The sequence below is a fragment of the Williamsia sp. genome (assembly GCF_036566845.1).
Lineage (GTDB): Bacteria > Actinomycetota > Actinomycetes > Mycobacteriales > Mycobacteriaceae > Williamsia.
Genome location: NZ_DATCVM010000208.1, coordinates 14,104 through 36,363 on the forward strand (window position 1 = coordinate 14,104; position 22,260 = coordinate 36,363).

The 22,260-nt window shown below is 65.1% G+C and carries 21 protein-coding genes and 2 pseudogenes; 14 read left to right on the forward strand and 9 right to left on the reverse strand.

What is annotated here, in order from left to right; translation table 11 throughout:
* Positions 1 to 58: 58 nt before the first annotated feature.
* Positions 59 to 979, reverse strand: a complete 921-nt coding sequence (locus VIQ49_RS19905) for a carbohydrate kinase (protein WP_331887844.1) — start codon at positions 977 to 979, stop codon at positions 59 to 61.
* Between the two features lie 18 nt (positions 980 to 997).
* On the reverse strand, positions 998 to 1,915 hold the full coding sequence (locus tag VIQ49_RS19910) for an aldose 1-epimerase family protein (protein ID WP_331887846.1): 918 nt from the start codon (positions 1,913 to 1,915) through the stop codon (positions 998 to 1,000).
* Positions 1,916 to 2,591: 676 nt separating this feature from the next.
* Here VIQ49_RS19910 and VIQ49_RS19915 point away from each other — a divergent pair.
* Both VIQ49_RS19915 and VIQ49_RS19920 read left to right on the forward strand, forming a co-directional pair.
* On the forward strand, positions 2,592 to 2,840 hold the full coding sequence (locus tag VIQ49_RS19915) for a hypothetical protein (RefSeq protein WP_331887848.1): 249 nt from the start codon (positions 2,592 to 2,594) through the stop codon (positions 2,838 to 2,840).
* On the forward strand, positions 2,837 to 3,058 hold the full coding sequence (locus VIQ49_RS19920) for a hypothetical protein (RefSeq protein ID WP_331887850.1): 222 nt from the start codon (positions 2,837 to 2,839) through the stop codon (positions 3,056 to 3,058). The genes VIQ49_RS19915 and VIQ49_RS19920 overlap by 4 nt, the downstream gene beginning before the upstream one ends.
* Positions 3,059 to 3,194: 136 nt before the next feature.
* Here the strand turns inward: VIQ49_RS19920 and VIQ49_RS19925 are convergent, their stop codons facing one another.
* Complete coding sequence (locus VIQ49_RS19925; RefSeq protein WP_331887852.1) at positions 3,195 to 4,205, reverse strand: cytochrome d ubiquinol oxidase subunit II; 1,011 nt, start codon at positions 4,203 to 4,205, stop codon at positions 3,195 to 3,197.
* Complete coding sequence (locus tag VIQ49_RS19930) at positions 4,198 to 5,643, reverse strand: cytochrome ubiquinol oxidase subunit I (protein ID WP_331887854.1); 1,446 nt, start codon at positions 5,641 to 5,643, stop codon at positions 4,198 to 4,200. The genes VIQ49_RS19925 and VIQ49_RS19930 overlap by 8 nt, the downstream gene beginning before the upstream one ends.
* A 552-nt stretch (positions 5,644 to 6,195) precedes the next feature.
* On the opposite strand from VIQ49_RS19930, the gene zwf reads away from it, so the two are divergent.
* From zwf to VIQ49_RS19960, 6 genes and pseudogenes are all read left to right on the forward strand, one after another.
* Positions 6,196 to 7,671 (forward strand): glucose-6-phosphate dehydrogenase, encoded by a 1,476-nt coding sequence (gene zwf, locus VIQ49_RS19935; RefSeq protein WP_331887856.1) that lies wholly within the window; start codon positions 6,196 to 6,198, stop codon positions 7,669 to 7,671.
* Positions 7,568 to 7,858, forward strand: a complete 291-nt coding sequence (locus tag VIQ49_RS19940; RefSeq protein WP_331887858.1) for a trehalase-like domain-containing protein — start codon at positions 7,568 to 7,570, stop codon at positions 7,856 to 7,858. Before zwf ends, VIQ49_RS19940 begins: the two co-directional genes overlap by 104 nt.
* Before the next feature lie 287 nt (positions 7,859 to 8,145).
* Positions 8,146 to 8,475, forward strand: a pseudogene (locus VIQ49_RS19945) (glycoside hydrolase family 15 protein); the annotation flags it as partial.
* A 118-nt stretch (positions 8,476 to 8,593) separates the two neighbouring features.
* A complete protein-coding gene (locus VIQ49_RS19950; protein ID WP_331887862.1) occupies positions 8,594 to 9,265 on the forward strand; it encodes a 5-oxoprolinase subunit B family protein in 672 nt (223 codons plus the stop codon).
* On the forward strand, positions 9,262 to 10,122 hold the full coding sequence (locus tag VIQ49_RS19955) for a biotin-dependent carboxyltransferase family protein (RefSeq protein WP_331887864.1): 861 nt from the start codon (positions 9,262 to 9,264) through the stop codon (positions 10,120 to 10,122). Before VIQ49_RS19950 ends, VIQ49_RS19955 begins: the two co-directional genes overlap by 4 nt.
* Positions 10,123 to 10,615: 493 nt before the next feature.
* The gene (locus VIQ49_RS19960) at positions 10,616 to 11,659 is read left to right on the forward strand and encodes an oxygenase MpaB family protein (RefSeq protein WP_331887866.1); all 1,044 of its coding nucleotides are present in this window, start codon (positions 10,616 to 10,618) and stop codon (positions 11,657 to 11,659) included.
* A 43-nt stretch (positions 11,660 to 11,702) separates the two neighbouring features.
* Here the strand turns inward: VIQ49_RS19960 and VIQ49_RS19965 are convergent, their stop codons facing one another.
* Entirely contained in the window at positions 11,703 to 12,128 is a 426-nt protein-coding gene (locus VIQ49_RS19965) for a pyridoxamine 5'-phosphate oxidase family protein (protein ID WP_331887867.1), read from the reverse strand.
* A 169-nt stretch (positions 12,129 to 12,297) separates the two neighbouring features.
* Between VIQ49_RS19965 and VIQ49_RS19970 the strand changes: the two genes are divergently transcribed.
* Positions 12,298 to 13,623, forward strand: coding sequence for an AarF/ABC1/UbiB kinase family protein (locus tag VIQ49_RS19970; protein ID WP_331887869.1), 1,326 nt, complete (start codon positions 12,298 to 12,300; stop codon positions 13,621 to 13,623).
* An 85-nt stretch (positions 13,624 to 13,708) separates the two neighbouring features.
* Here VIQ49_RS19970 and VIQ49_RS19975 read toward each other — a convergent pair.
* Positions 13,709 to 14,300 (reverse strand): annotated as a pseudogene (locus VIQ49_RS19975) (MFS transporter); the annotation flags it as partial.
* Positions 14,301 to 14,329: 29 nt separating this feature from the next.
* Complete coding sequence (gene pdxH / locus VIQ49_RS19980; protein WP_331887925.1) at positions 14,330 to 15,019, reverse strand: pyridoxamine 5'-phosphate oxidase; 690 nt, start codon at positions 15,017 to 15,019, stop codon at positions 14,330 to 14,332.
* 124 nt (positions 15,020 to 15,143) lie between these two features.
* Here pdxH and VIQ49_RS19985 point away from each other — a divergent pair, with 124 nt between their 5' ends.
* The 4 genes from VIQ49_RS19985 (at position 15,144) to VIQ49_RS20000 (ending at position 19,578) form a co-directional block, all read left to right on the forward strand.
* Positions 15,144 to 16,271: a citrate synthase 2 gene (locus VIQ49_RS19985; RefSeq protein WP_331887871.1), complete on the forward strand. Its 1,128-nt coding sequence runs from the start codon at positions 15,144 to 15,146 to the stop codon at positions 16,269 to 16,271.
* Between the two features lie 96 nt (positions 16,272 to 16,367).
* Complete coding sequence (serC, locus tag VIQ49_RS19990) at positions 16,368 to 17,501, forward strand: phosphoserine transaminase (RefSeq protein ID WP_331887873.1); 1,134 nt, start codon at positions 16,368 to 16,370, stop codon at positions 17,499 to 17,501.
* 146 nt (positions 17,502 to 17,647) lie between these two features.
* Entirely contained in the window at positions 17,648 to 18,742 is a 1,095-nt protein-coding gene (gene sepH, locus VIQ49_RS19995) for a septation protein SepH (RefSeq protein ID WP_331887875.1), read from the forward strand.
* 56 nt (positions 18,743 to 18,798) lie between these two features.
* Positions 18,799 to 19,578, forward strand: a complete 780-nt coding sequence (locus tag VIQ49_RS20000; RefSeq protein WP_331887877.1) for a DUF6928 family protein — start codon at positions 18,799 to 18,801, stop codon at positions 19,576 to 19,578.
* A gap of 36 nt (positions 19,579 to 19,614) precedes the next feature.
* Here the strand turns inward: VIQ49_RS20000 and VIQ49_RS20005 are convergent, their stop codons facing one another.
* Positions 19,615 to 20,484, reverse strand: coding sequence for an RNA methyltransferase (locus tag VIQ49_RS20005; protein ID WP_331887879.1), 870 nt, complete (start codon positions 20,482 to 20,484; stop codon positions 19,615 to 19,617).
* 41 nt (positions 20,485 to 20,525) lie between these two features.
* Here VIQ49_RS20005 and VIQ49_RS20010 point away from each other — a divergent pair, with 41 nt between their 5' ends.
* A complete protein-coding gene (locus tag VIQ49_RS20010) occupies positions 20,526 to 21,752 on the forward strand; it encodes a GNAT family N-acetyltransferase (protein WP_331887881.1) in 1,227 nt (408 codons plus the stop codon).
* Positions 21,753 to 21,782: 30 nt separating this feature from the next.
* On the opposite strand, the gene VIQ49_RS20015 is transcribed toward VIQ49_RS20010, so the two are convergent.
* Positions 21,783 to 22,214: a MarR family transcriptional regulator gene (locus VIQ49_RS20015; RefSeq protein WP_331887883.1), complete on the reverse strand. Its 432-nt coding sequence runs from the start codon at positions 22,212 to 22,214 to the stop codon at positions 21,783 to 21,785.
* Positions 22,215 to 22,260 lie beyond the last annotated feature (46 nt).

Below are 22,260 nucleotides of genomic sequence, written 5' to 3' on the forward strand. Positions count from 1 at the left end.
ATCCAGAGTCGTCGAACCGGTGGAACCGGCTGCGCAACCCGTTCACAACTTAGTCGCTTTACAGCTCGCCCGCCCATGGAGGGTCCGCCCCAGGCCTCGAGACGGTCACCGCCGCCGCTTTCGCGGCGAACGTCAATGCATCTGACCAGTCATTACGGCTCATGCTACGCACCTGGGCGGGGTCGAGCATCCGGTGCAGACTTAGCCAGTGCAGCACGGCGCCGCAGATCGTGTCCCCTGCGCCGATGGTGTCGACCACCGACACTGCCGAGGCCTCGACCTCCACTGTGAAATCGGGTGTCACTGCGGTCAGACCGTCGCCGCCGCGCGTGATGACAACCGCGCCGACACCCGCCCTCAGCCATTGCGCCGGTCCGGTCCCGGACGGGCCTTCGGCGAGCCAGGCGGCATCGTCGTCGGAGACCTTCACGATGTCGAGGTCGGGCAGCCAGTTGGCGAAACGGCTGCGGTAGCCGTCCGGATCGTCGATGACACCGACCCGGATGTTGGGATCGAGCAGCGTCAGCCGTCCCTCCGCGTGGCTGCGACGCAACAGGTCCTCATAGGTACTCGCGCCCGGTTCCAACACCATCGACAACGTTCCGAAGGCGAGCGCGCCCACGGTTCGGGTTAGCTGACCGGGGTCTTCCACCAGTCGATCCGCGGTGCCCTCGAGGTAGAACGAGTACTGCGCTGACCCGTCGGCGCCGATACTGGTCAGAGCCAGCGTCGTCGGTTCCGGACCCCGCTGCAGTAGCGAGAGATTCACCCCGGCGCTCCGCAATGCCCCGGTCAGGGCCTCCCCGTAACCGTCGGTCGACAACCGTGAACACAGCGACACCGCCGATCCCAGGCGTCCGAGGGTGATGGCCACGTTGTAGGGGCCACCACCGAGCGCCGGCGTCAGCGCGGCGAGCGGACCCTCCCCCGCCGGGACGAGATCGACAAGGCCCTCACCACAGACAACGATTTCTCTCATCGCGTGATCACTCCGATCTCAGGGCCGATCCCGGTACTTCAAACCCCAGCGGCCGGTCCATACCTGACCTGGTTCCAACACGATCAGATCTGTTCCCGAGGCCAGCGCGTTGGGCGGGGCGGTCATCGGTTCGATCGCCACCGCGCGACCGCGGCCGGGGTATGCCTGCTCGTGTCCGGGATCAGCGGTGAACGCCTGAGCCCAGCCGAAATTGAGGTCCGTCCACAGCTCGGTGACGCCATTTGTCCCGATCAGCCGGTGGGTGATGATGCCGTTGTGGTCAACCATGCCGGTGAACGGGGTGTCGAGCCATCGACCGGCAAGCGTTTGCGGGGTCCGGTAATCGTAGTCGGTGCCGGTCACATCCACCGGGTCACCGGCCGGGAGTTGCCGTTCCGGGTCGAGCGGCTGATACTTCTGCGCCGCGAGCTGCAGCGAGCAATCGTCCGTCGCAACGTCCCCGACGCGAACAAACGTGTGCTGCCCCAACGCATATGGGGCGGTCTTGGCCCCGTTGTTCGTGGCCGTGTGGGTCACGATCAGCCCGTCGGCGCCGACCGTGTAGTCCGCGGTCAACTGCAGATCGAACGGCCACCCCGGATGCTGGCCCACCGCCACACCCAGCGTCACCGACGAGCCGGTCTGATCGAGGATGTTCCAATCGACCATGCGCACGAAACCGTGGTTTGCGTTGTTGCGGCCCGCTTCCGTGATCGGCAGGTGATAAGTGACCCCGTCGAAGGTGAACGTGCCGTCGCCGGTTCGGTTGGGCCACGGCGACAACACCAGGCCCGCCGACAACGGCGGTTTGACACTGGGTTCGATCTCCCAGGTCTCGGTCAGGAGCCGATCACCCCACCGGACCGCCCGCAACCCGGCACCCGTTTGCGCAATCTCTGCGCTGTACCCATCGGATTCAATGCTGTATCCCGCCACGACTGCAGTGTGCCACGCCCTCTTCCCTGGTCCGGCGACTTGACACACGCATCCACGGGTCCGCCTGGTACGGTCTCAGCAATTCACTGGGGACTGGGGAGAAACTGTGGGGCAGATCACGACTTCGAGGCGGATGTGCACGCGTTGCCACGCTATTCGAGTGGAATCCTTGGCGAAGGCACAAGCGCCGCGGCTGAACTTCGCGTACACCTCGCCGAAATAGGTTCATTGACCGCTAGTTGGCCTATCCAGTCAAACTACGCGATACGAACGTTGGGCGCGGCCCTGGAGTCTTCGGTTTCCGCAGTCGAGAGAAGTCTGACCGAGATCAGCATTTCGATCGACGCTGCCAAGAGTACGTTCGCGTCGGTCGACGAGCACACTGCCAGCGGGCTCCGAGGAAACCGCGCCCTGTGACGACTACTTTGGCTGAAATCGACCGATGGGATCCGGAAACACTTGATCAGCACCTAGTCGGCGAGAAGCCTGATGGCTTCGACGACCTTTTCGAGAACAAAGCTGGGCCAGGCAGCCGCGCGGTTGTACCCCAGCCTCGCGTTGATGGAACTGACTCAGGTTCTGCATCCAACCCACCGCAGACTGTCATCGTCAGGTGAACGTGAGAAAAGCCCCTTCGACCCGGTGGGATTCCCGGCTCTGGTTGTTGTCGACGGGTTTGACGATTGCCCTCACTGGAATCACATCAGGCGTGTGGGCTCACCTGGCAAGGGATCGCACGGATTTCAGCGCACTGCCGAATCCGCTCATAGTCTGCGTCATTTCAACCACAGTTCTTGGCGTCGCACTACTTGCGATTCGCCGACGCGGCATCACGCCCACGCTCGCCGTGGTTCATGCGATCGCAGTTGTCGGCATCCTTCTGTCCATCATCCCCACGTTCGACATTCTCTTCTGGACGCCATGAGTCTGCGACACTATTTCGGACCGTGGACCGCACTCGGGCTCGTACTGGGGATCTCCATGTGCTTCGCCGGATACTTTGTATCGCCCTACATCTGGATCGGCCTGTTTGCGGCGATGATCGGATTGAATGCGAAACAATCCGCCGTTGCCCAGATCAGCTGCGGGATCTTGACATTCTTGGCAGTGCCGTTGATAGCCCTGATCGTCTACTCGGCGTAACGGCAAACGCACAGTTGCGACAAAACCGCCATGCTGGATCCCATCCGATATGACGAAATATGTTCTGCACCAATATTTATGGGTACTCCTGGCCGACTCTGAACCATGATTGACCGATCCCCGAGAGTGATTCGGTTCAGTCCTCGATGCTTTCCTCGGGCAACAAATCCTTCTGGTCGAGCACGTACAGCAATATCAGCGACGGGACGACGATCAGCAACAGCGCCACCGCGGACACCAGCAACGCAGCCAATGTCCCGCTGGGCGCGGCGGCCTCGTCCACGGTGGTCGACTCCGGCAACAGATATGGCCATTGCGCGACGCCCCAGGCGAGGATCACGGCGACGACGGTGACGGCAGAGGTCGCACGCGCGAACCGGTCGTCGCCGCGGCCGACGAGCACCAGCGATACCGCGCCCGCGACGACGGACACGATCAAGAGCGGCAGTGCACGAGAGGTCAGTCCGTCGAACAGGTGGTCCGCCCAGCGGGCGAGAACCGGAATACCCGCGGCCGCAACGACCCCGGCCACGACCGCCGACCCGACGGCACGGCGGCGAAAGTAGGTCGCCATCTCCTCGTCGTCCAGGCGATGGGCATCGCAGGTCAGACGCACAGCGGCCAGCCAGGCCGAAACGACCACGGCGAGCACACCACCGAGGATCGAGACCGGATTCATCCAGCTCTCGACGGGGTCCCCGGCCTCACCCCCTGGCGGAACCCGTCCGGCGGCGATCGCCCCCGCGACGGCTCCGAAACAGAATGGTACGAGGACCGACGACGAGGCGAACGCGGCACCGAACCGACGCTGATCTCGGGTGCGCAGCACGGCCTTGCGGAAGGCGAAGCCCGCCCCTCGCGCCACTATGCCCAGCGCAGCGACTGTGAGCGGCACGAAGAGGGTCAGGGTGATCGACGCATAGGCGGTCGGGAACGCCGTCCACAGAACCACGAAACAGAAGATCAGCCACACGTGGTTGGCCTCCCACACCGGACCGATCGCCCGGTCGATCATCGCTCTCGGCCGTTCGCCGCGGAGGGCTCCGCCGGCGACCAGGTCCCAGAACCCGGCGCCGAAGTCTGCGCCGCCGAACAGGGCGTACGCCGTGACCGCGGCGAACATCACAACCGCCACGGCGTCACTCATCGGTCGGCACCTTCGCCGGTTCGGCGGACTCCGAGTTCGGCCCGTACGGCACGTCGTCCTCGGTGAAGTCGCCCGGTCCGTCGCGGGCCTCCGCGTCGCGGAATCGTCGGCTCATCCCGCGTAGCACCAGGATCGTCGTCACGCCCAGGGCGAGGTAGACCGCGGATACCGCGATGAAGGTGATCCAGACGCCGGTGTTGGCGGTGGCCGCGTCTTCGACCTTCATGAAGTTGTAGACGATCCACGGTTGCCGACCGACCTCGGTGACGATCCAGCCGGCTTCCATGGTGATCACGGCGAGTACCCCGCAACAGGCTGCGATGCGCAGAAACCATCGGCTGCGCGGCATGTCTCGCCGGAACACCCACGACGCGGCGTACCAGACAGCGATCAGGAACAGCAGCGTGCCGAGTCCGATCATGACGTCCCACGACAGGTGCACGATGTTCGCCTGCCGGACCGTCACCCGCTCTGACTCCGGGAAACTGTCCAACCCCTGAACCACGGTCTTCTTGCCGGTGCTCGGGTCCGAAAGCCACGATGCCAGTCCGGGTATCGGTATCCCACCGGACACGGTGCCGTCCTCGTTCAGGTGGCCGAGCAGGGTCTCGGGCACGTCGCTGGAGGTGGTGGGGACGAGTTCGATCGCCGCGAACTTCGCGGGCTGATTGTTGTACACCCACCGAGCGAGCGCGTCCCCGACCGCCATCTGCGGAACGATCGCCACACACGCCACCGTGAACGCGATCAGGAACCCGGTGCGGTGGTAGCGGTCTCGCCGCCCCCGCAGCATGCCGACCGCATAGACGGATGCGACCAGGAAGCCGCCGACGACGTAGGCGGCGAGGATCATGTGTGCCGACTGCAGCGGCATCGACTTGTTGAAGATGACACCGAGCGGGTCGACCTCGACGACGGCACCGGACGAGTCGAGGGTGAATCCCGACGGCGCGTTCATCCACGCATTCGCGGCGACGACGGACGCGCTGCCGAGGATGCCGGTCAGCACGATCGGAATACCCGTGAAGAAGTGGGTCCACGGTTTCAGACGACGCCACCCGTAGATGTAGATGGCCAGGAAGATCGCCTCGGTGAAGAAGAACAGCCCCTCGAAGGCGAACGGGACCCCGAACACCTCCCCCCATCGACCCATGAAACGCGGCCAGAGCAAGCCGAATTCGAAGCTCAGTACCGTGCCGGTGACCGCGCCGACGGCGAAGGTGACCGCCATGTACTTCGACCAGCGTTGCGCAAGCAGCAACGCGTCGGCGTCCGCATGTTTCAACGCCCGGTAGTTGGCGATCAGCGTCATGAACGCCCACGAGACACCCAGCGGAACCAGGATGATGTGAAACGCCAGGGTGAACGCCATCTGTGAACGCGCCCACGGCACCGGATTCACCTCCGGCATCGACAACAGCAACTGGCCGGCGCTCATGACATGGCGCCGTCCGAGAGAACCGACGGGTACGTGCGGCTCATGCGAGGTGCCCGATCGGGCGAACGGCGGCGCCGATCACGACGACAGCGCATTGATCACTTGTGGGCATCGCGTTCTCCTCGACGTTGCAAAACCCTTGAACCCGTTCCATGGTCGCCAAACGACGCAAACCGGATATCGTTCGGCACGATGCCGAACACCGCTTCCACCCGGGGTGCCGCCCTCCCGCTCCCGACGCGAGGGCGCGCATGAAACTCGAGTACCGAAAAGCGATCCAGTGTGGATGGCCAATGCAATATCAGCACAGTAGAGCCGGATACGCTTCGCGGTCGACACATTCGATACCTAGGTGGCCTCAACCACCACCCCGGGAGCGATGCGCGTACGGCACAGACTCATCCTGTCCCCGTACATATTTCGACGCAGCGTTTCCATCGCTACCTGAGTGCGCATTAATCGAAAATTCACCCGAATGCGCTGCCCACTCGACCGGACGGCTGTACCATGAGCAGGCCCGGTGGCCACCCAATCTCCGAAAGTGACGTGCCGATGACAGCGAGCGCCGATTCCGGTTCCACCATTTCGGAGAAAGACCAATCGAACGCCGACGTGCTGGTGATTTTCGGTATCACCGGTGACCTGGCAAAAGTGATGACTTTTCTTTCGCTGTACCGACTCGAGAAACGCGGGCTGATCTCCTGCCCGATCGTCGGTGTCGCAGTGAATGACTGGACGGTTGCCGATCTGGTCGACCGTGCTCGCACCTCGATCGAGACCGCGGGCGGTGAGCCGGTGGACGAGGACGTCTTCACACGGCTCGCGGCACGATTCGACTACGTCAGTGGCGATTTCGGAAAGACCGAGACCTTTGACGAGCTGGCCCGACACCTGAGCGGGAAGCACAATCCGGTCTTCTACCTCGAGGTCCCTCCGTTCCTCTTCTCGACCGTGATCAAGGGTCTCTCCGATGCCGGCCTCACAGACTCGGCAAGAGTGGTGGTGGAGAAGCCCTTTGGACACGACCTCGATTCGGCACGCGCGCTGGCCGCAGAAATCCACCAGTACATCGATGAATCCCAGCTGTACCGGATCGACCATTTCCTCGGCAAAAAGGGGTTCTCCGAAACGCTGTACCTACGTTTCGCCAATGCGATCTTCGAGCCGGTCTGGAATCGCCAGTACGTGTCCGAAGTGCAGATCACCATGGCCGAGAGGTTCGATGTCGCGGACCGCGGGCATTTCTACGACCCCGTCGGTGCATTGCGCGACGTGGTGGTCAATCACATGATGCAGCTCGTTGCCGCCGCAGCCATGGAAGCGCCGTCGGCGTCGCACGCCGCGGCGTTGAAGGACGCGATGGTCAATGTGTATCGGGCAATCCCGGCAGCAGATCCCGCGAACTACATCCGGGGGCAGTACGAGGGCTACCGGGACGTCGACGGGGTGGCATCGGATTCCACCACCGAAACGTATATGGCACTGCGCCTGGAGGTGGACAACTGGCGCTGGTCGGGTGTGCCGTTCTACCTCCGCACAGGCAAGTGCCTCCCGGTGACACAGACCGAGATCCGGCTGGTGTTCCGCCGCCCGCCCCCGGTGTGGTTTTTCGACGCCACGCATCAACCCGACCCGGCGCACCTGGTGATCAAACTCGATCCGAAGACCGGCATCCGCATCAAGGCCGAGGCGCAACGCGGTGAGGGCAAAACACCCGAACCGATCACGATGGACATGGAGTTCGCCGACGAGGGCGGTGAGGGCGCCACCCCGTACGAGGTATTGCTGCACGCCGCGATGGTCGGCGACAGCGCGCGCTTCACCCGCCAGGACGGTGTCGAGGAGGCGTGGCGGGTGATGCAACCGCTGCTCGACGCGCCACCGACAGTGCAGCCCTACCCGAAGGGATCGTGGGGCCCGCCGAATGACCTGCTTCCCGGGCAGGACCGCTGGTACGAACCGTGGTTGCCGGCGGACAAACATCAGTCCGGCCAGGACCGCGGGCCGGAACCGTGGGTACCGTCGTGACTCCCGCCGATCTCCGACCACGCCTTCCTGTCGAACTGTCCATACCGGTGCGTTGATTGCCGGGGACGGAGCGATCGACTGGCTGTGTGTACCGTCGTTCGACTCCCCCAGCGTCTTCGGTTCCCTACTCGATCGCGGGGCCGGTACCTTTCGGATCGGCCCGTTCGGGGTCATTGTCCCGGCGTAGTGCCACCACGAGCCCGCAACGAATACCATTGCCACAGTGTGGAATACCACCACCGGGTGGGTCGAGGTCCGCACAGCTTCGACGATGGGCCCCACTCGCGGCGAAGACACACCACGCCGCATACCCGCCCGCCGACGAGGACGCTGATCACACGCTTGTCCGTACGGTCCGATGCCTGTCCGGCAGCATGGCGATCGAGCTGGTGTGCGAGCCGGTATTCGACTACGGACGCGCAGAGGCCGAATGGACCCTGGTCGACGGGAGTCGTCACACCGCGGACGCCGCCGGCGATCGCGAACGACCCGACCGAAGACGGCTTCGTGCTGCGCTACCGCACCGGTGAAACCGATGACGGACTGTCCGGGAAAGAAGGCAGCTTCCTGATCTGCTCGTTCTGGCTGGTATCCGCGCTCGCCCTAGTCGGTGAGACACAGCGTGCCCGCGACCTGATGGATCGCCTGATCAGCATCGCCTCACCACTCGGCCTCTTCGCCGAGGAATACGACACCAGCACCGGGCCTCATCTGGGCAACTTTCCACAGGCCTTCTCACACCTGGCCCTCATCGAGGCCGCCGGCCGCATCGTCTTCTCCGACCTCCTCGCCGAACTGTCCTGACCGCGCAGAGGTCCTGGCATCGCCGGGGCAACGAGGCGTTCTCACGTTCTTGTTCATTCCGTTGACCGCGCAGCTGATTTACTCGGTAGGGCAGCGACGGATCGACAGGAGGCCCACGATGCGCGAACTACCCGCCGGACGCGACGCGATGCTCCTCGACTTCAGCGGTGATCCGCACCCTTCCATCGCCACCCTGAAGACACATTCGGTCCTCAAGTCGGCCATGGCCGCGGGGTCCCTGCCCAGAGTCCTCGACGTGGTTCCCGCAGCGGAGACCGTGCTGGTGCAGGCCGAACCCGGACGCGGTCTCGACGAGCTGTCGATTCGGCGCGCGTTGCGTCGCGTCGATCTCACCGAAGGCACCACCGCCACTTCCGCGTCCGTCGAGCCCATCGCGATCCCGGTGCGCTACACCGGCATCGACCTCGACGAGGTGGCCGAGACCTGTGCCATGACCGTCAGCGAAGTCATCGGAGCACACACCCAAACGCTGTGGCGCGTGCAGTTCATCGGATTTGCCCCCGGATTCGGCTATCTCGTGCCCCAACAGAGTTCGACCGCAACCACTCTGACCGCGCTCCCCCGGCGGGAACAGTCGCGCCCTCGTGTCCCGGCCGGATCCGTCGCCGTGGCGGCCGGGTACAGCGCTGTGTACCCACGGGAGAGTCCCGGCGGGTGGTGGCTCCTCGGCAGCACCGATATCGCTCTGTGGGACAACAATTCCGAGCGTCCGGCGCTTCTGACCCCAGGCGCGGTGGTTCGATTCACCGACGTGCGGGCGGACACATGACCGACCTGATCGTGGTCGCTCCGGGGCCGCTCACCACAGTCCAGGATCTGGGCCGCGCCGGGTATGCCGACCTCGGCGTACCGTTATCCGGCGCTGCCGACCGTCGGGCACTCAAATTGGCGAATCGACTGGTGGGCAACACCGAATGGGCCGCCGGCCTGGAAGTCACACTGGGCGGACTGCGACTTCGCGCCCGGCGACAGGTACTGATCGCGATTACGGGCGCACCTGCCGACGCCCGGATCGACGACGTGGACCGTGGGCACCACAACGCAACCGTCCTGCCGGCGGGCGCCGAGCTGTTCGTGCCATCACCCCGCAGTGGCCTGCGGACGTACGTCGCGGTGCGCGGCGGTATCGACGTCGCACCGGTGTTGGGGTCACGATCGACCGATCTGTTGTCGGGACTCGGCCCGGCCCCGCTGCGCGCCGGCGATGAACTGGCCGTCGGAGACCTCACCGGCCCGTGGCCATCGGCAACCGAGGCCCCCTGGGACGTACTCGACCCCCACCGCCCGGTGCCGCTGTACGCATCGGCGGGGCCGCGGATCAATCACCTCGAAGACCCGGCCGCGCTGTACACCGGTATCTGGACGGTCAACCCGGCATCAGACCGGGTAGGAGTGCGTCTCGACGGGAATCAGGGATTGCGCCACCGCAGCGACGTCGGTGAGATGCGGTCAGAACCGGTGGCCCTCGGATCGATACAGATACCGCCCAGCGGGCAACCGGTCATCTTCCTCGCCGACCATCCCACCACCGGGGGCTACCCGGTGGTGGGTGTACTGGTGGCCGACTCCATCTATGCGGCAGCACAATTGACCCCCGGCAGAGAAGTTCGATTCGTGGCGGACTAGCCGGCAGGGCCACTTCCGCGCCGACACTTTGCCGCTGCTCATCATCACCACGGCATCACGCCGGCTCACCGCACCCAACGGTGATCCGCCGGTCGGCTGGTCGGCACCGAAGATCCAGATCGGCCCCTCGGCGAGGTGATCAAGTGCCTCGTTCGCAACATCATTCGGGTCGGCCAGCGGTCGCGTAGAACCGGCCGAACCCAGCACGCGATGCATGGAGGGTGTAGCCCCTCGGCGAGGATGAGGTCGAAAGCCCTGGTCGCCCCGTACGCGCCATCTGGACGCGAATCGTTGGACCCGCCGCACTGGTACGTCGACGCCCGGTCGAACGAATCGTCGAGTTGGTCCTTCGAATACTGCGCCCGATCGACGAGACCGGGTAGGTCCGCCGAGCAGGCAGGTGAACGTTGACACACCGCTGAGACAGATCTAGAGTTTCGTCTCAGCGAGCCATCATGAGCGTGAGTCATCAGCGAGTCTGTCGACGGAAGGTATGACCTTGACCGAGGTGCGACAACCCGAACCGATCCAGCTGCCGGCAGCGCCGGTAAACCCCGCTGCCGAACCCGAGCTGCCCCTGGGCCCGGACTCGGTGACCTGGAAGTTCTTCGGCGGATGGCACGGCATGCTGATCGGACTGTGGTCGGGGTCGATGCAGAACATGCATCCGAAACTCGGCGCTGCGGTCTGGGAACACTCGGACTTCTTCGGCGAACGCTGGCAGCGCCTGAACCGGTCGTTGTACCCGATCATCGGGGTGGTCTTCGACGGCACCACCGACACCGGTCACGAGGTGCGGGACTACCACCGCGAGATCAAGGGCACGATGCCCGACGGCAGCCGGTACCACGCACTTGATCCCGACGTCTTCTATTGGGCGCACGCCACGTTCTGGTACGGCAACATCCGGTGCGCGGAGGTCTTCGGGCCGCCCATCACAGAGGCCGAAAAGAGACAACTCTTCGAAGAATCGCGCGCATGGTACGCAATGTACGGCGTGAGCACCCGTCCCTGTCCCGACACGTACGAGGAGTTCCTCGAATACTGGGATCACATGTGCCGCAACGTCCTCGAGGACCATCCGGCGGTGCGCACCGTCCTCGACATCTCCGAACTCCCACCGCCACCGTGGATGGGTGGGGTGCCGCAGCCGATCTGGAAGGTGATGATCCGACCTATCGAGCGATTCCTCACCTGGCTGACGGTCGGGCTCTATCACCCCGCGGTCCGCGACATGATGGGCTTTGGTTGGTCCACGAAGGACGAGCGACGGTTCCGGCGCTTCGGCAAGGCGGTCAACACCTTCATGCAGGCACTGCCCGAGCGCTATCGCAAGCATCCGCGGTGTCGGGATGCGTGGGATCGGCTGTCGGGCAGGGTTCCCGCCGACGCCCCACTGCTCCAGACCCCGCGGCGCAACCTGCCACCGGAGGCCGTGCGCGGCAGCGCGATGCACTACTGCCCGGTGACCGCCACCCGCCGGGCCGAACTCCCCTGGCAGTCCAACGACACCGGCGAATGCCCGGTCACACACTGACCGCTGTGCGCATCAACACCGTTGCTGCGCCGCGGGTTCCGGGTCAGTAACGCTCGGGCTCAGGGCCGAGCGCAAAGCTGCGGCCGCTGACCTGATCTGGCGTCACCTCGACGTACTCGTACTTCAACGTCGCGATCCACGGTGTCAGCGGAAGCTTGTCCGCTTCAACAATTTCCGCGGCCGACACCAGATTCCGCGCACTGCCCTTGATGATCACGCTCCACGCCCAGCCTTCACCGGTCGAAGCCGCATCGACCTCGAACAGCACCGACGAGTTGATGGTCAATTTCAGAAGTTTGCTGCCGGGCGCGGTACGAAAGAAGATCAGCCCTTCGTGGGCAACGTAATTGACCGGGAAGATGTCGATCTCGTCGTCCACCGAGACCACCACCCGACCCAACTCGGACCGGGCCAATCGTTCCCAGCACTCATCGCCTGTCAATGTCCGGACCGGAGCACCTGATGCCATGGCTTCCACTCCTCACCGACCACCGCCGGTGGTCACCCCAGCAGCGTCACACGTCGACGTCGACAACCGCTAGAGTCGAAATGCCCTACCATGTCCACCAAGCATTCTGACCACCTGAAGTCTGAGGAGGGCACAGCGAGCGCCGCACCTCCTCACCTGCGGAGGACATATGACAGCGACCACACCGACCGCGCCCCTCACACTGCAAAAGGTGCCCCTGAGCAGTGAAGCAGCGCGCATCGGGGCAACCGCCTGGCAGGCCGTCTGCGGCGGGGCCCGATTTGCCGCTCGCGCTCTCGGATCCGACGACCTCGCCGCCACCGGCGCGGGAGAGACCCGGAACACCTTTGCCGCACTCGGACCCACCTACGTGAAACTCGGGCAGCTGATCGCGTCGAGCCCCGGAGTGTTCCCACGGGTGTTGTCCGATGAGTTCCGCACGCTGCTAGACCGTGTTCCCCCGGCCGATCCCGAGCAGGTCCGCAGGCTCCTCACCGACCAGCTCGGCCGGGATCCCGATGAGGTGTTCGCCGAGTTCGATCCCGAACCGATCGCGTCGGCCTCCATCTCCCAGGTCCACGAAGCGGTGCTGGTGTCCGGGGAGCACGTGGTGGTGAAGATTCAACGCCCCGGAATCAAGGCGAGGCTGGCCGCCGATCTGCAGATCTTGCAACGCACCGCTGCCGTAGTGGAGTTCTCGTCGTACGGCCGCATGCTCAGTGCCAAGGCCGTGATCGAAGACTTCACCGCAAACCTCAACTCCGAACTCGATTTTCGAACCGAAGCGGCCGCGATGGAGGAATGGACCGCCGCCATCTCCGGCTCGCGGTTTTCCGACCAGGTCAGGGTGCCAAAAGTCTTCTGGGACTACACGACCGAACGGGTCATCACCCTCGAGTTCGTCGAAGCCATCCGCATCGACAATGTGGCGGATATTCGAAGGGCCGGCCACGACGGCACCAAGATCGTGAAGACCCTGCTGCTGTCCCTGCTCGAATCCGCGTTCACCGATGGGATCTTCCACGGCGACCTGCACGCCGGCAACGTCCTGGTGGACGCCCAAGGCCGAATCGTCCTGTTGGACTGGGGCATAGTCGGGCGCTTCGATGACAAGTCCCGCCTGATCGTGCGTGAACTACTCGGCAACCTGATGCGCAGCAACTACGAGGCGGCGGGCCAGGCCTTGGCCGCACTCGGCACCTTCGGCAAGCCCGGTTCGGTCCGGGACACCGCCAAGGATCTGCGCCGGGTCGCGGCCCCCATCGGTGGCACCGATCTCGGTGACATGTCCTATGCCGATCTGGGCCGGCAGCTCGCGAATCTAGCCAAAACCTACGATGCCCGTCTGCCCCGTGAGTTGGTGCTCGTCGGCAAACAACTCCTGTACGTCGAGCGATATATGAAGTTGCTGGCACCGCGGTGGAAGGCGATGTCCGACCCACAGGTCGTCGGCTACACCGCCGGACTCCTCAAGGACTCCGCCCGCTCCCGATAGTGGTGGCTTTTGGCGGCTCTCACCTGGGCTTTTGGTCGCGAGAAGCCACCACTTTCGGGAGCGCGGGGGGTCAGCCGCCGGCGGTGGCGACCGCGACGATGAAGACACCCTGCAGCCGCCCACGCATCTCATCGCTCGCGGCGGACAAGAGGATCGATTGACGGAACGCCGACGACGCCATGTCGGCCGCACCACAGACCATGAGAAGTCCCACCGTGATCGGCAACATCGGAAGAGCTGTGTTGCCCGCGAATGCGACACAGATTCCGACTCCGATGATGGCCACACCCCAGATGATCACGCAGATGATGGCCGCCAGACCCTGCCGATGGATCCGGGACACCCCAGCCGGAGAAGATGCCGCCGGCAAGCGCACCGAGCGCAATCGCCGAGAACAGCAACGCAAACGCGAAACCACCTTCTTCGGGGCCGCCGAAGCTCTCGTGGGCCATCTGCGGGAACAGCGCTCGCGGCATCCCGAAGATCACCAGCGGCACCAGCCCGAAAACACCGGTCAGCCCGACATACGCGGAGCTGCCGGTGAGTTGATAGATCTGGGCGGGGACAGCGACCACCGTCAGCTACGCACCGATGACCGTGACGATGTTCGCCCACCACAGGCGACGAAAATGTGGGTGTTTGAGCGGGGTGGTGTCAACGAGGAAGCGGCGGGTCACGCGCGGCGACCCGACAAGCCGTCAAACATCTACGGCTGCAACCTTGTCACCGCCCATCGGGCGTCGACCAGTGTGCATCGGACACGATTGTGCAACCGGTTCGCGCGGCCCTGCCAGAACTCGACCTCCACGGGCTCGATCACGTAACCACCCCAATGGGCGGGCACGGGAACCTGCTGTTCGCCTCCGAACCGGGCCTCGACGGCGGCCGCCTTGTCCTCGAGTGCTCCGCGTGACTCGATCGGCGCGGACTGCTCGGACGCAAAAGCGCTGAGCTGAGAACCACGTGGGCGCTTGGTCCAGTAGTCGGCGGTTTGCTCGGCGGGTACCTTCGTCACCGGACCACGGAAGTGGACCTGCCGCTCCATCGCGATCCACGGAAACGTCACCGCCGCATGTGGAACCGCGTCGAGGTGCCGACCCTTGTCGGATTCATAACTGGTGAAGAACGTGACCCCGCCGGCGTCCACACCTTTGCAGAGGACCGTCCGCGTCGACGGGTGGCCGGCGGCATCAATCGTTCCCAGCACCATGGCGTTGGGTTCCGGGATACTCGCGTCGACGGCCTCGTGTAGCCACTTGCCGAACAGTTCGAGCCACGGTGGATCACCCGCGAGCCAGATCGGATCAAGATTGTCCTTGACGCCGTCGGCACCGGCCGCCTGGTCCCCTGATCCCCGCCGCCCGATACCCCCGGATGCCGCGTAGGCCATCCGCATATTGGCCAGATCGATCGGTTCGCGTTCCACGGCCGATAACGCTACTCCCGGCACACCGGAGAACGCCTCTGGCACTACAGTCCTAGTGAGGATGAACACAGGGCAACGGCAAGGAGCTCGAGCGATGGCAGTCAACGTCGAAATACCCGAAGGTTTTGTCGAAGGCCTCGAGGGTGTCACCGCGTTCACCACCGAGATCGCAGAACCCGACAAGAACGGCGGGAATCTCCGGTACCGCGGCGTCGACATCGAAGATCTCGTCGAGAACAACGTCACGTTCTCCGACGTCTGGGCACTGCTCGTCGACGGCCGGTTCGGCGACGGGCTGCCACCGGCCGAACCGTTCCCGTTGCCCATCCACACCGGTGACGTCCGCGTGGACGTGCAGGCCGGTCTCGCGATGCTCGCACCGATCTGGGGCTACCAGCCGCTCCTCGACATCGACGACCAGATCGCACGCGACAACCTCGCCCGCGCCTCGGTGATGGCGTTGTCGTACGTCGCACAGTCGGCCCGCGGCATCCACCAGCCGGCGGTCCCCCAGAAGGTCATCGACGAATGTGACACCGTCACAGCCCGTTTCATGACCCGCTGGCAGGGCGAACCCGATCCGGCACACATCCGCGCGATCGATGCCTACTGGGTCAGTGCCGCCGAGCACGGCATGAACGCCTCCACGTTCACCGCCCGCGTCATCGCCTCCACCGGCGCCGACGTCGCGGCCTCGTTGTCCGGTGCCATCGGCGCGATGTCGGGACCGTTGCACGGTGGCGCGCCCGCCCGGGTGTTGCCGATGATCGAAGAAGTCGAACACACTGGGGACGCCCGCGGTCTGGTCAAGGGCATCCTCGACCGCAAAGAAAAGCTCATGGGTTTCGGCCACCGCGTGTACCGCGCCGAGGACCCCCGCGCCCGGGTCCTGCGCCGCACCGCCAAAGAACTCAACGCGCCGCGATACGAGATCGCCGCAGCGCTCGAACAGGCGGCGCTCACCGAACTCCGCGAACGGCGCCCCGACCGCGCGATCGAGACAAACGTCGAGTTCTGGGCCGCGGTCATCCTCGACTTCGCCGAGGTCCCGACGCACATGATGCCGGCGATGTTCACCTGCGGACGGACCGCCGGATGGTGCGCCCACATCATGGAGCAGAAACGGCTGGGCAAGCTGGTCCGTCCGGCTGCGCTCTATGTGGGTGCCGCACCGCGGCGCCCCGAGGATGTCGAGGGCTGGGACACCATCGCGCCGAAGTGACGCACGTCATGGTGGGATCTGGTGAACAAAACCCCAGGTCACGCTAACCAAAACCCACCATCATCGGGCGTGGCGGGGGTCTCTAGACTGATGGCCATGAGCGAATCGATCTCCATTCCGGCCAACCTCTTGCCCAGCGACGGCCGATTTGGTTGTGGCCCTTCCAAAGTTCGCCCCGAGCAGCTGCAGTCGCTGGTCGACACCGGCGCCTCCGTCTTCGGCACCAGCCATCGCCAGGCTCCGGTCAAGAACGTTGTCGGCGCGATCCGCAGCGGACTGGCCGACCTGTTCTCGCTCCCCGAGGGCTACGAGGTCGTTCTCTCCAACGGCGGCACCACCGCATTCTGGGACGCCGCGGCATTCGGTCTGATCTCCAAGCGCGCCCTGAACCTGACGTACGGCGAGTTCTCCAGCAAGTTCGCCACCGTGTCGAAGAAGGCGCCGTTCCTGGACGATCCGGTGGTCATCTCGACCGAGCCCGGCACCGCACCGAGCGTCAGCACGATCACCTCCGAGCAGTTCGACGGCGTCGACCTCGTCGGCTGGGCCCACAACGAGACCTCGACCGGTGTGGCACTGCCCGTGAGCCGTCCTGAGCTCGCCGGCGACGCCCTGATCGCCATCGACGCGACCTCCGGCGCCGGCGGTCTTCCCGTCAACGTCGCGGACGCCGACGTGTACTACTTCGCACCGCAGAAGTCCTTTGCGTCCGACGGCGGACTGTGGATCGCGCTGATGAGCCCGGCCGCGCTCGATCGGATCGCCACCATCGGCGCATCGGATCGCTGGTGCCCCGAGTTCCTGTCGTTGCCGACCGCCGTCGACAACAGCAGCAAGAACCAGACCTACAACACACCGGCCGTCGCGTCGCTGCTGCTGCTCGCCAATCAGATCGAGTGGATGAACAGCAATGGCGGCTTGGACTGGTGCACCGCCCGGACCGCCGACAGCAGCTCACGCCTGTACAACTGGGCGCAGGCCAGCGAGTTCGCCACCCCGTTCGTGGCCGATGCCGCACACCGCAGCCAGGTGGTCGGAACCATCGATTTCAACGACGACGTGGATGCCGCGGCGGTCGCTAAGGTGTTGCGCGCCAACGGAGTCGTCGATACCGAGCCCTACCGCAAGCTCGGCCGCAATCAGCTCCGGATCGGCATGTTCCCGGCCGTCGAACCCGACGACGTCAGCCGCCTGACCGAGTGCATCGACTACGTCGTCGGCGCCCTGTAGCCGTTTCACTCCACTTCGCACACCCCTGCTGAGCTGGCACTTTTACGCGTGTCACACCCTCGAATTCGGCCTGACTGGATTACTCTGACGCCAATGCACACCGACACAGATTCACCGGCTAGCTCCGAGACGTGAAGGAGAAGCAGATGCGAGAGCTTCGAGTCATCGGCCTCGAGCCGGACGGCAAGAAGGTGATCTGTCAGGACACCGAGTCGGGCGAGAAGTTCCGTATCCCTGCTGATGACACCCTGCGGGCAGCCGCCCGCGGAGATCTGACCCGGATGGGACAGATCGAGATCGAGATGGAGAGCACCCTGCGGCCCCGCGAGATCCAGGCCAGGATCCGCGCGGGCGCCACGGTCGCCCAGGTGGCCGCGGCCGCCGGGGTGCCGGCCAATCGTGTCGAACGTTTCGCCCATCCGGTTCTGCTCGAGCGTTCCCGCGCTGCCGAACTCGCCGCTGCCGCACACCCGCTGCGCTACGACGGACCCGCGCTGTCCACGCTGGGTGAGGTGGTTGCCGCCGCGCTCGGAGCCCGTGGACACAATCCCGACGACACCGAGTGGGACGCCTGGAAGGCCGAGGACAACCGCTGGATCGTCCAGGTGAGCTGGCGCGTCGGGCGTTCGGTCAACCGCGCTCACTGGCGCTATCTTCCCGGTTCCAACTCGGGGACGGTCGAGGCGATCGACGAGGTCGCGGACGAGTTGATCGATCCGGACCTGAGCCGGCCGCTGCGTAGCGTCGCCCCCGTCCCACCGATGGTTGACAGCTCCGACCCGGATCATCCCGAACTCTCCTTCGACTACACGCCGCCCAAGGCGGCACGGGTGTCACCCATTTCGCGTCCGGCGCGGTTGACTGTGAAGTCCGACGGCTCGGGCGAGGTCACGGTGGACGCCGACTCCCTTACCGGCGAACAGCGGGCCCGCCGCACACCGCGGCCGCTCTCTGCACAAACCCGACAGCAGCCGTCCGACAACCACATCGACCCGGTGGACGACGCCGACAACGTGCCCACTGTCACCGCCGACGCTGCTGACGTCGACCCGCACGACGTCGACCCGACACCGGAAACAACTCGCGCCCCGGAATCGCCTGCTCCGCAACCCGGCCCCAAAAGCCCTGAGGTCCAGGACAAATCGGATGCGAACCGCAAACGAGGTCGCGGCAGCCGCAAGCCTTCCGTCCCGGCCTGGGAGGATGTACTTCTCGGGGTCCGCAGCAGCGGCAACCCGTGAGGCGGGTTTAATTGTTCGGTACGTGAGACTGGTCGGCACCCACGAAAGGACTTGAGTTGGCAGCGAAGGCGTCGATGCTCTGGTTCGTCAACTCGAACGATCCGAAAGCCGCTATCCGACAAGGCCTGCAGCACGATCCCGCGGCAGCGGCAAGCCTGGCCGGAGCGTTGTGCCCGGGTCTCACCGCAGTACCCATCGGCGAGGCAAGTCTGGCAGCCGCCGCGACTCCGGCTGATGATCAGCTCTTCGTCGGTGTCTACGGCTCACTCGTGGTCGTCACCAGCCCGGTCCTCTCGACCACCACGCCGTCCGCCCTGCCCGAGTCGTGGGTCACCGCAGTGCCCGCGGATGCGGTGATCGTGCTGCACACCGAGCCGGAATCGTCGCTGGGTGCGTTCGCCCGGTGGGAGAACGGCACACTGCGACGTTCCTTCTCGGCCAACCCGGTGACGATTCACGAAAACACCGGTCTGCCTTTCATATTCGAAGGACCGTTCTGGGCCGGCGAGCACCCGTTGTTGTACGCAGATGGCGCCAAACCCGATCCGCAGGCATTGCCGTTCCATCCACAGGAGTTCGCCGAACAGGCCATCCGCGAATGGCTCGGCTTCCGATTCACGACACCGCTCGGCGACGACGACTCCGACCCGGCACACATCACCGTCTCGGGTTTCGCGATCCGCCCCGCGGGCTATCAGCCCACCGAAGCCGACGTGGAACTCGCGCTGGCGCCGGGCCCCGATGCGATCAACGGCGAGCACGGCGAAACGGGCGACGCGAAGCCGCACACTCCGGGCCGGGTGGCCCGCTGGTTCGGCTTCGGCCCCAAGTCCTGAGTGACGCCGGTCCGCATCAGCCGGCGATTCGGCGGGTCAGCGGGCCCGCTCGTAGAATGCCAGTGCCGCAGCCGTGGCCACGTTCAGCGAATCGGTACCCCGGGCCATCGGGATTCGGGCCCGCACGTCACCGGCGCGCATCGCGGCCTCCGACAGCCCAGGGCCCTCGGCCCCGACCATGAAGGCCACGCGCTCGGCGTCCACCGCATCGGACAGCGGTGGCGCAGCGGCGTCGGGTGTCAGGGAGATGATCCGAAAGTTGTTGTCGCGGAGAACTTCCAAGTCCGATGGCCAGCTGTCGACATGGGCGAAGGGCACCAGGAGGACATGGCCCATCGATACCCGGACCGATCGCCGATAGAGCGGATCAGCGCAGGCACCACCGAAGATCACCGCATCGACCCCCAGCCCTGCCGCGTTCCGGAAGATACTCCCAATGTTCTCGTGATCGTTGACACCCTCGAGCACGGCCACCGTCCGGGCATCGGCGAGCACGTCGGCGAGCGCAAGCGGCTCGGGGCGGCGCGCCACGGCGAGGACACCCCGATTCAGATGGAATCCGACCACCTCCGCCATGACATCGGCACTGACCCGATAGAACGGCACACCGGCAACCGATTCGCCGGACAGGGTTGGTGCGAGCTCGGTGAGCCGCTTGTCCACCCCCAGGAATGCATGCGGCAAGAACCGGGACGCCACCATGCGCTGCGCAACGAACACACCTTCGGCGACGACAAGAGCCTTGCCCGGAGTTCCGCCCGGCAGTAACGGCAGGTCAGGGCGCCGGTCGGCGGAGTTGAGGTCGCGAAAGTCGTCAACCCGGGGATCCGCGGGATCATCGATATCGATCACGATCGCTGCAAGATCCGACCTGATAGCGCCTGGTTGGGTGTTCGATCCGGCCATCCGGATAGTCTGCCCGACCCGCGATGTGACAAGTTGGAGGGGTGAGCAAAGGCAATCTGACGCTTCGTCGCGCAACCGAATCCGACTGGCCCGACATCGCGATCGTCGATGCGCGCGCGTTCGCTTTTGTCGAACCACTCGACGACGAGGCGCTGGCCGACATCCGATCGAAAGTCGCCGACGGCGACGTCGTGGTGGTCCACGACACCTCGGACCCGCAGCGCCCCGTCCTGGTGGGCGTGTCGATGTTCTTCCGGATGAAGATGACCATCCCCGGCGGCCACCAGGTGAGCCTGCCCGGGCTGTCCTGGGTATCGGTCGCCGCAACGCACCGGCGTCGCGGAATCCTCCGGCTGATGATCACAGAACTGTTCGAGCAGTGGGAACGCGAGCAGTCGGTCTTCTCGATCCTGACTGCCTCCGAAGGCACCATCTACGAGCGATTCGGTTACGGTCCAGCAGCTTTCGAGAACTCTGTGCGCCTTGATCTGCGGAAGACCGCCCTGCGGTCAGCGGCGCCGGACGAATCCGAGGTCCGGTTCGGCGACGCCGACCAGATCCGCGCATCGGTCCCCGAGATCCACGACCGCTGGGCCGCGACCCGCCCGGGTGCCCTCGCCCGGACATCGGTGTGGTGGAACATGATCTTCGCCGATCGGCCCATCCTCCGGAATGGGCGCAGCAGCCTCCACTACCTGCTGCATCCGGACGGCTACGCCAGCTACCGAATTCACCACGAATCCGAAACTTCCACCATTGCAGAGGTTTCCGAGATCTTCACCGTCACCGACGAGGCACATACCGAGCTGTGGCGGGTGCTGTCCGGGCTCGACCTGATCCCGGCGGTCACCGCCACCACACCGGTCGACGATCCACTCCCCCTCAAGCTCACGGACCTGCGGGCACCGACGGTCACGGGCATCCGGGACAGCATGTGGCTGCGCATACTCAATGTGGCACAGGCGCTTTCGCTACGGGAGTACGGGCACGACACCGAGTTCGTGCTCGAGGTCACCGACCCCTACCGCGAATCCGGTGGCCGCTGGAACGTGGCGATCAACGGAAGCCGGGCGACGGTGACCGTGACCGATGCCGAACCCACCGTCCGGGTGGACATCGCGGTGCTGGGCAGCCTGTACCTAGGGGCGTATCGGGCTGTTGACTTCGCTGCGGCGCAACGGCTGTGGACCGTCGACGGGCCCACGCTGCACGCGTTCGACCAGGCGTTCAGTACCGACCGCAAACCGGTGGCCGGCACGTTCTTCTGAGCAACGGGGCGGCACCTGACCTCAGCCGCCTCAGTCGCTCTCGGTGACAATCCCCTCGATGATGCCCACCGCGCCACGCAATGTTTCCAGCTGGGTGTCATCGAGCCGTTTGAGCTGAGCCCGCAACCACTCCTCGCGAGCGTTCGCCTCGTCGACCACCAACGCATCGCCCGCGGGGGTCAGGGTCACGATCACCTGCCGGCCGTCGGTCGGGTGAGGTTCACGCTTGATCATTCCCAGGTCTGCGAGCGAGGCGATCACGCGCGTCATCGACGGCGGTTGGACGCGCTCGCGGGCCGCGATGGCGCCGGGGGTCATCGACCCCTCACGTTTGAGTGTGGACAGGGCCGACAGCTGGGTCAGCGATACCACGGACGACGCGCGGCGGCCACGCAGATGCCTGGTGAGTCGTACCACGGCAATAGCCAGGTCACTCGGCAACTTCTCGTCATTCTGGTCCACGGCATTGAGAATAGGTGAGCCTGAACGAAATGCGTGATGAATAGCC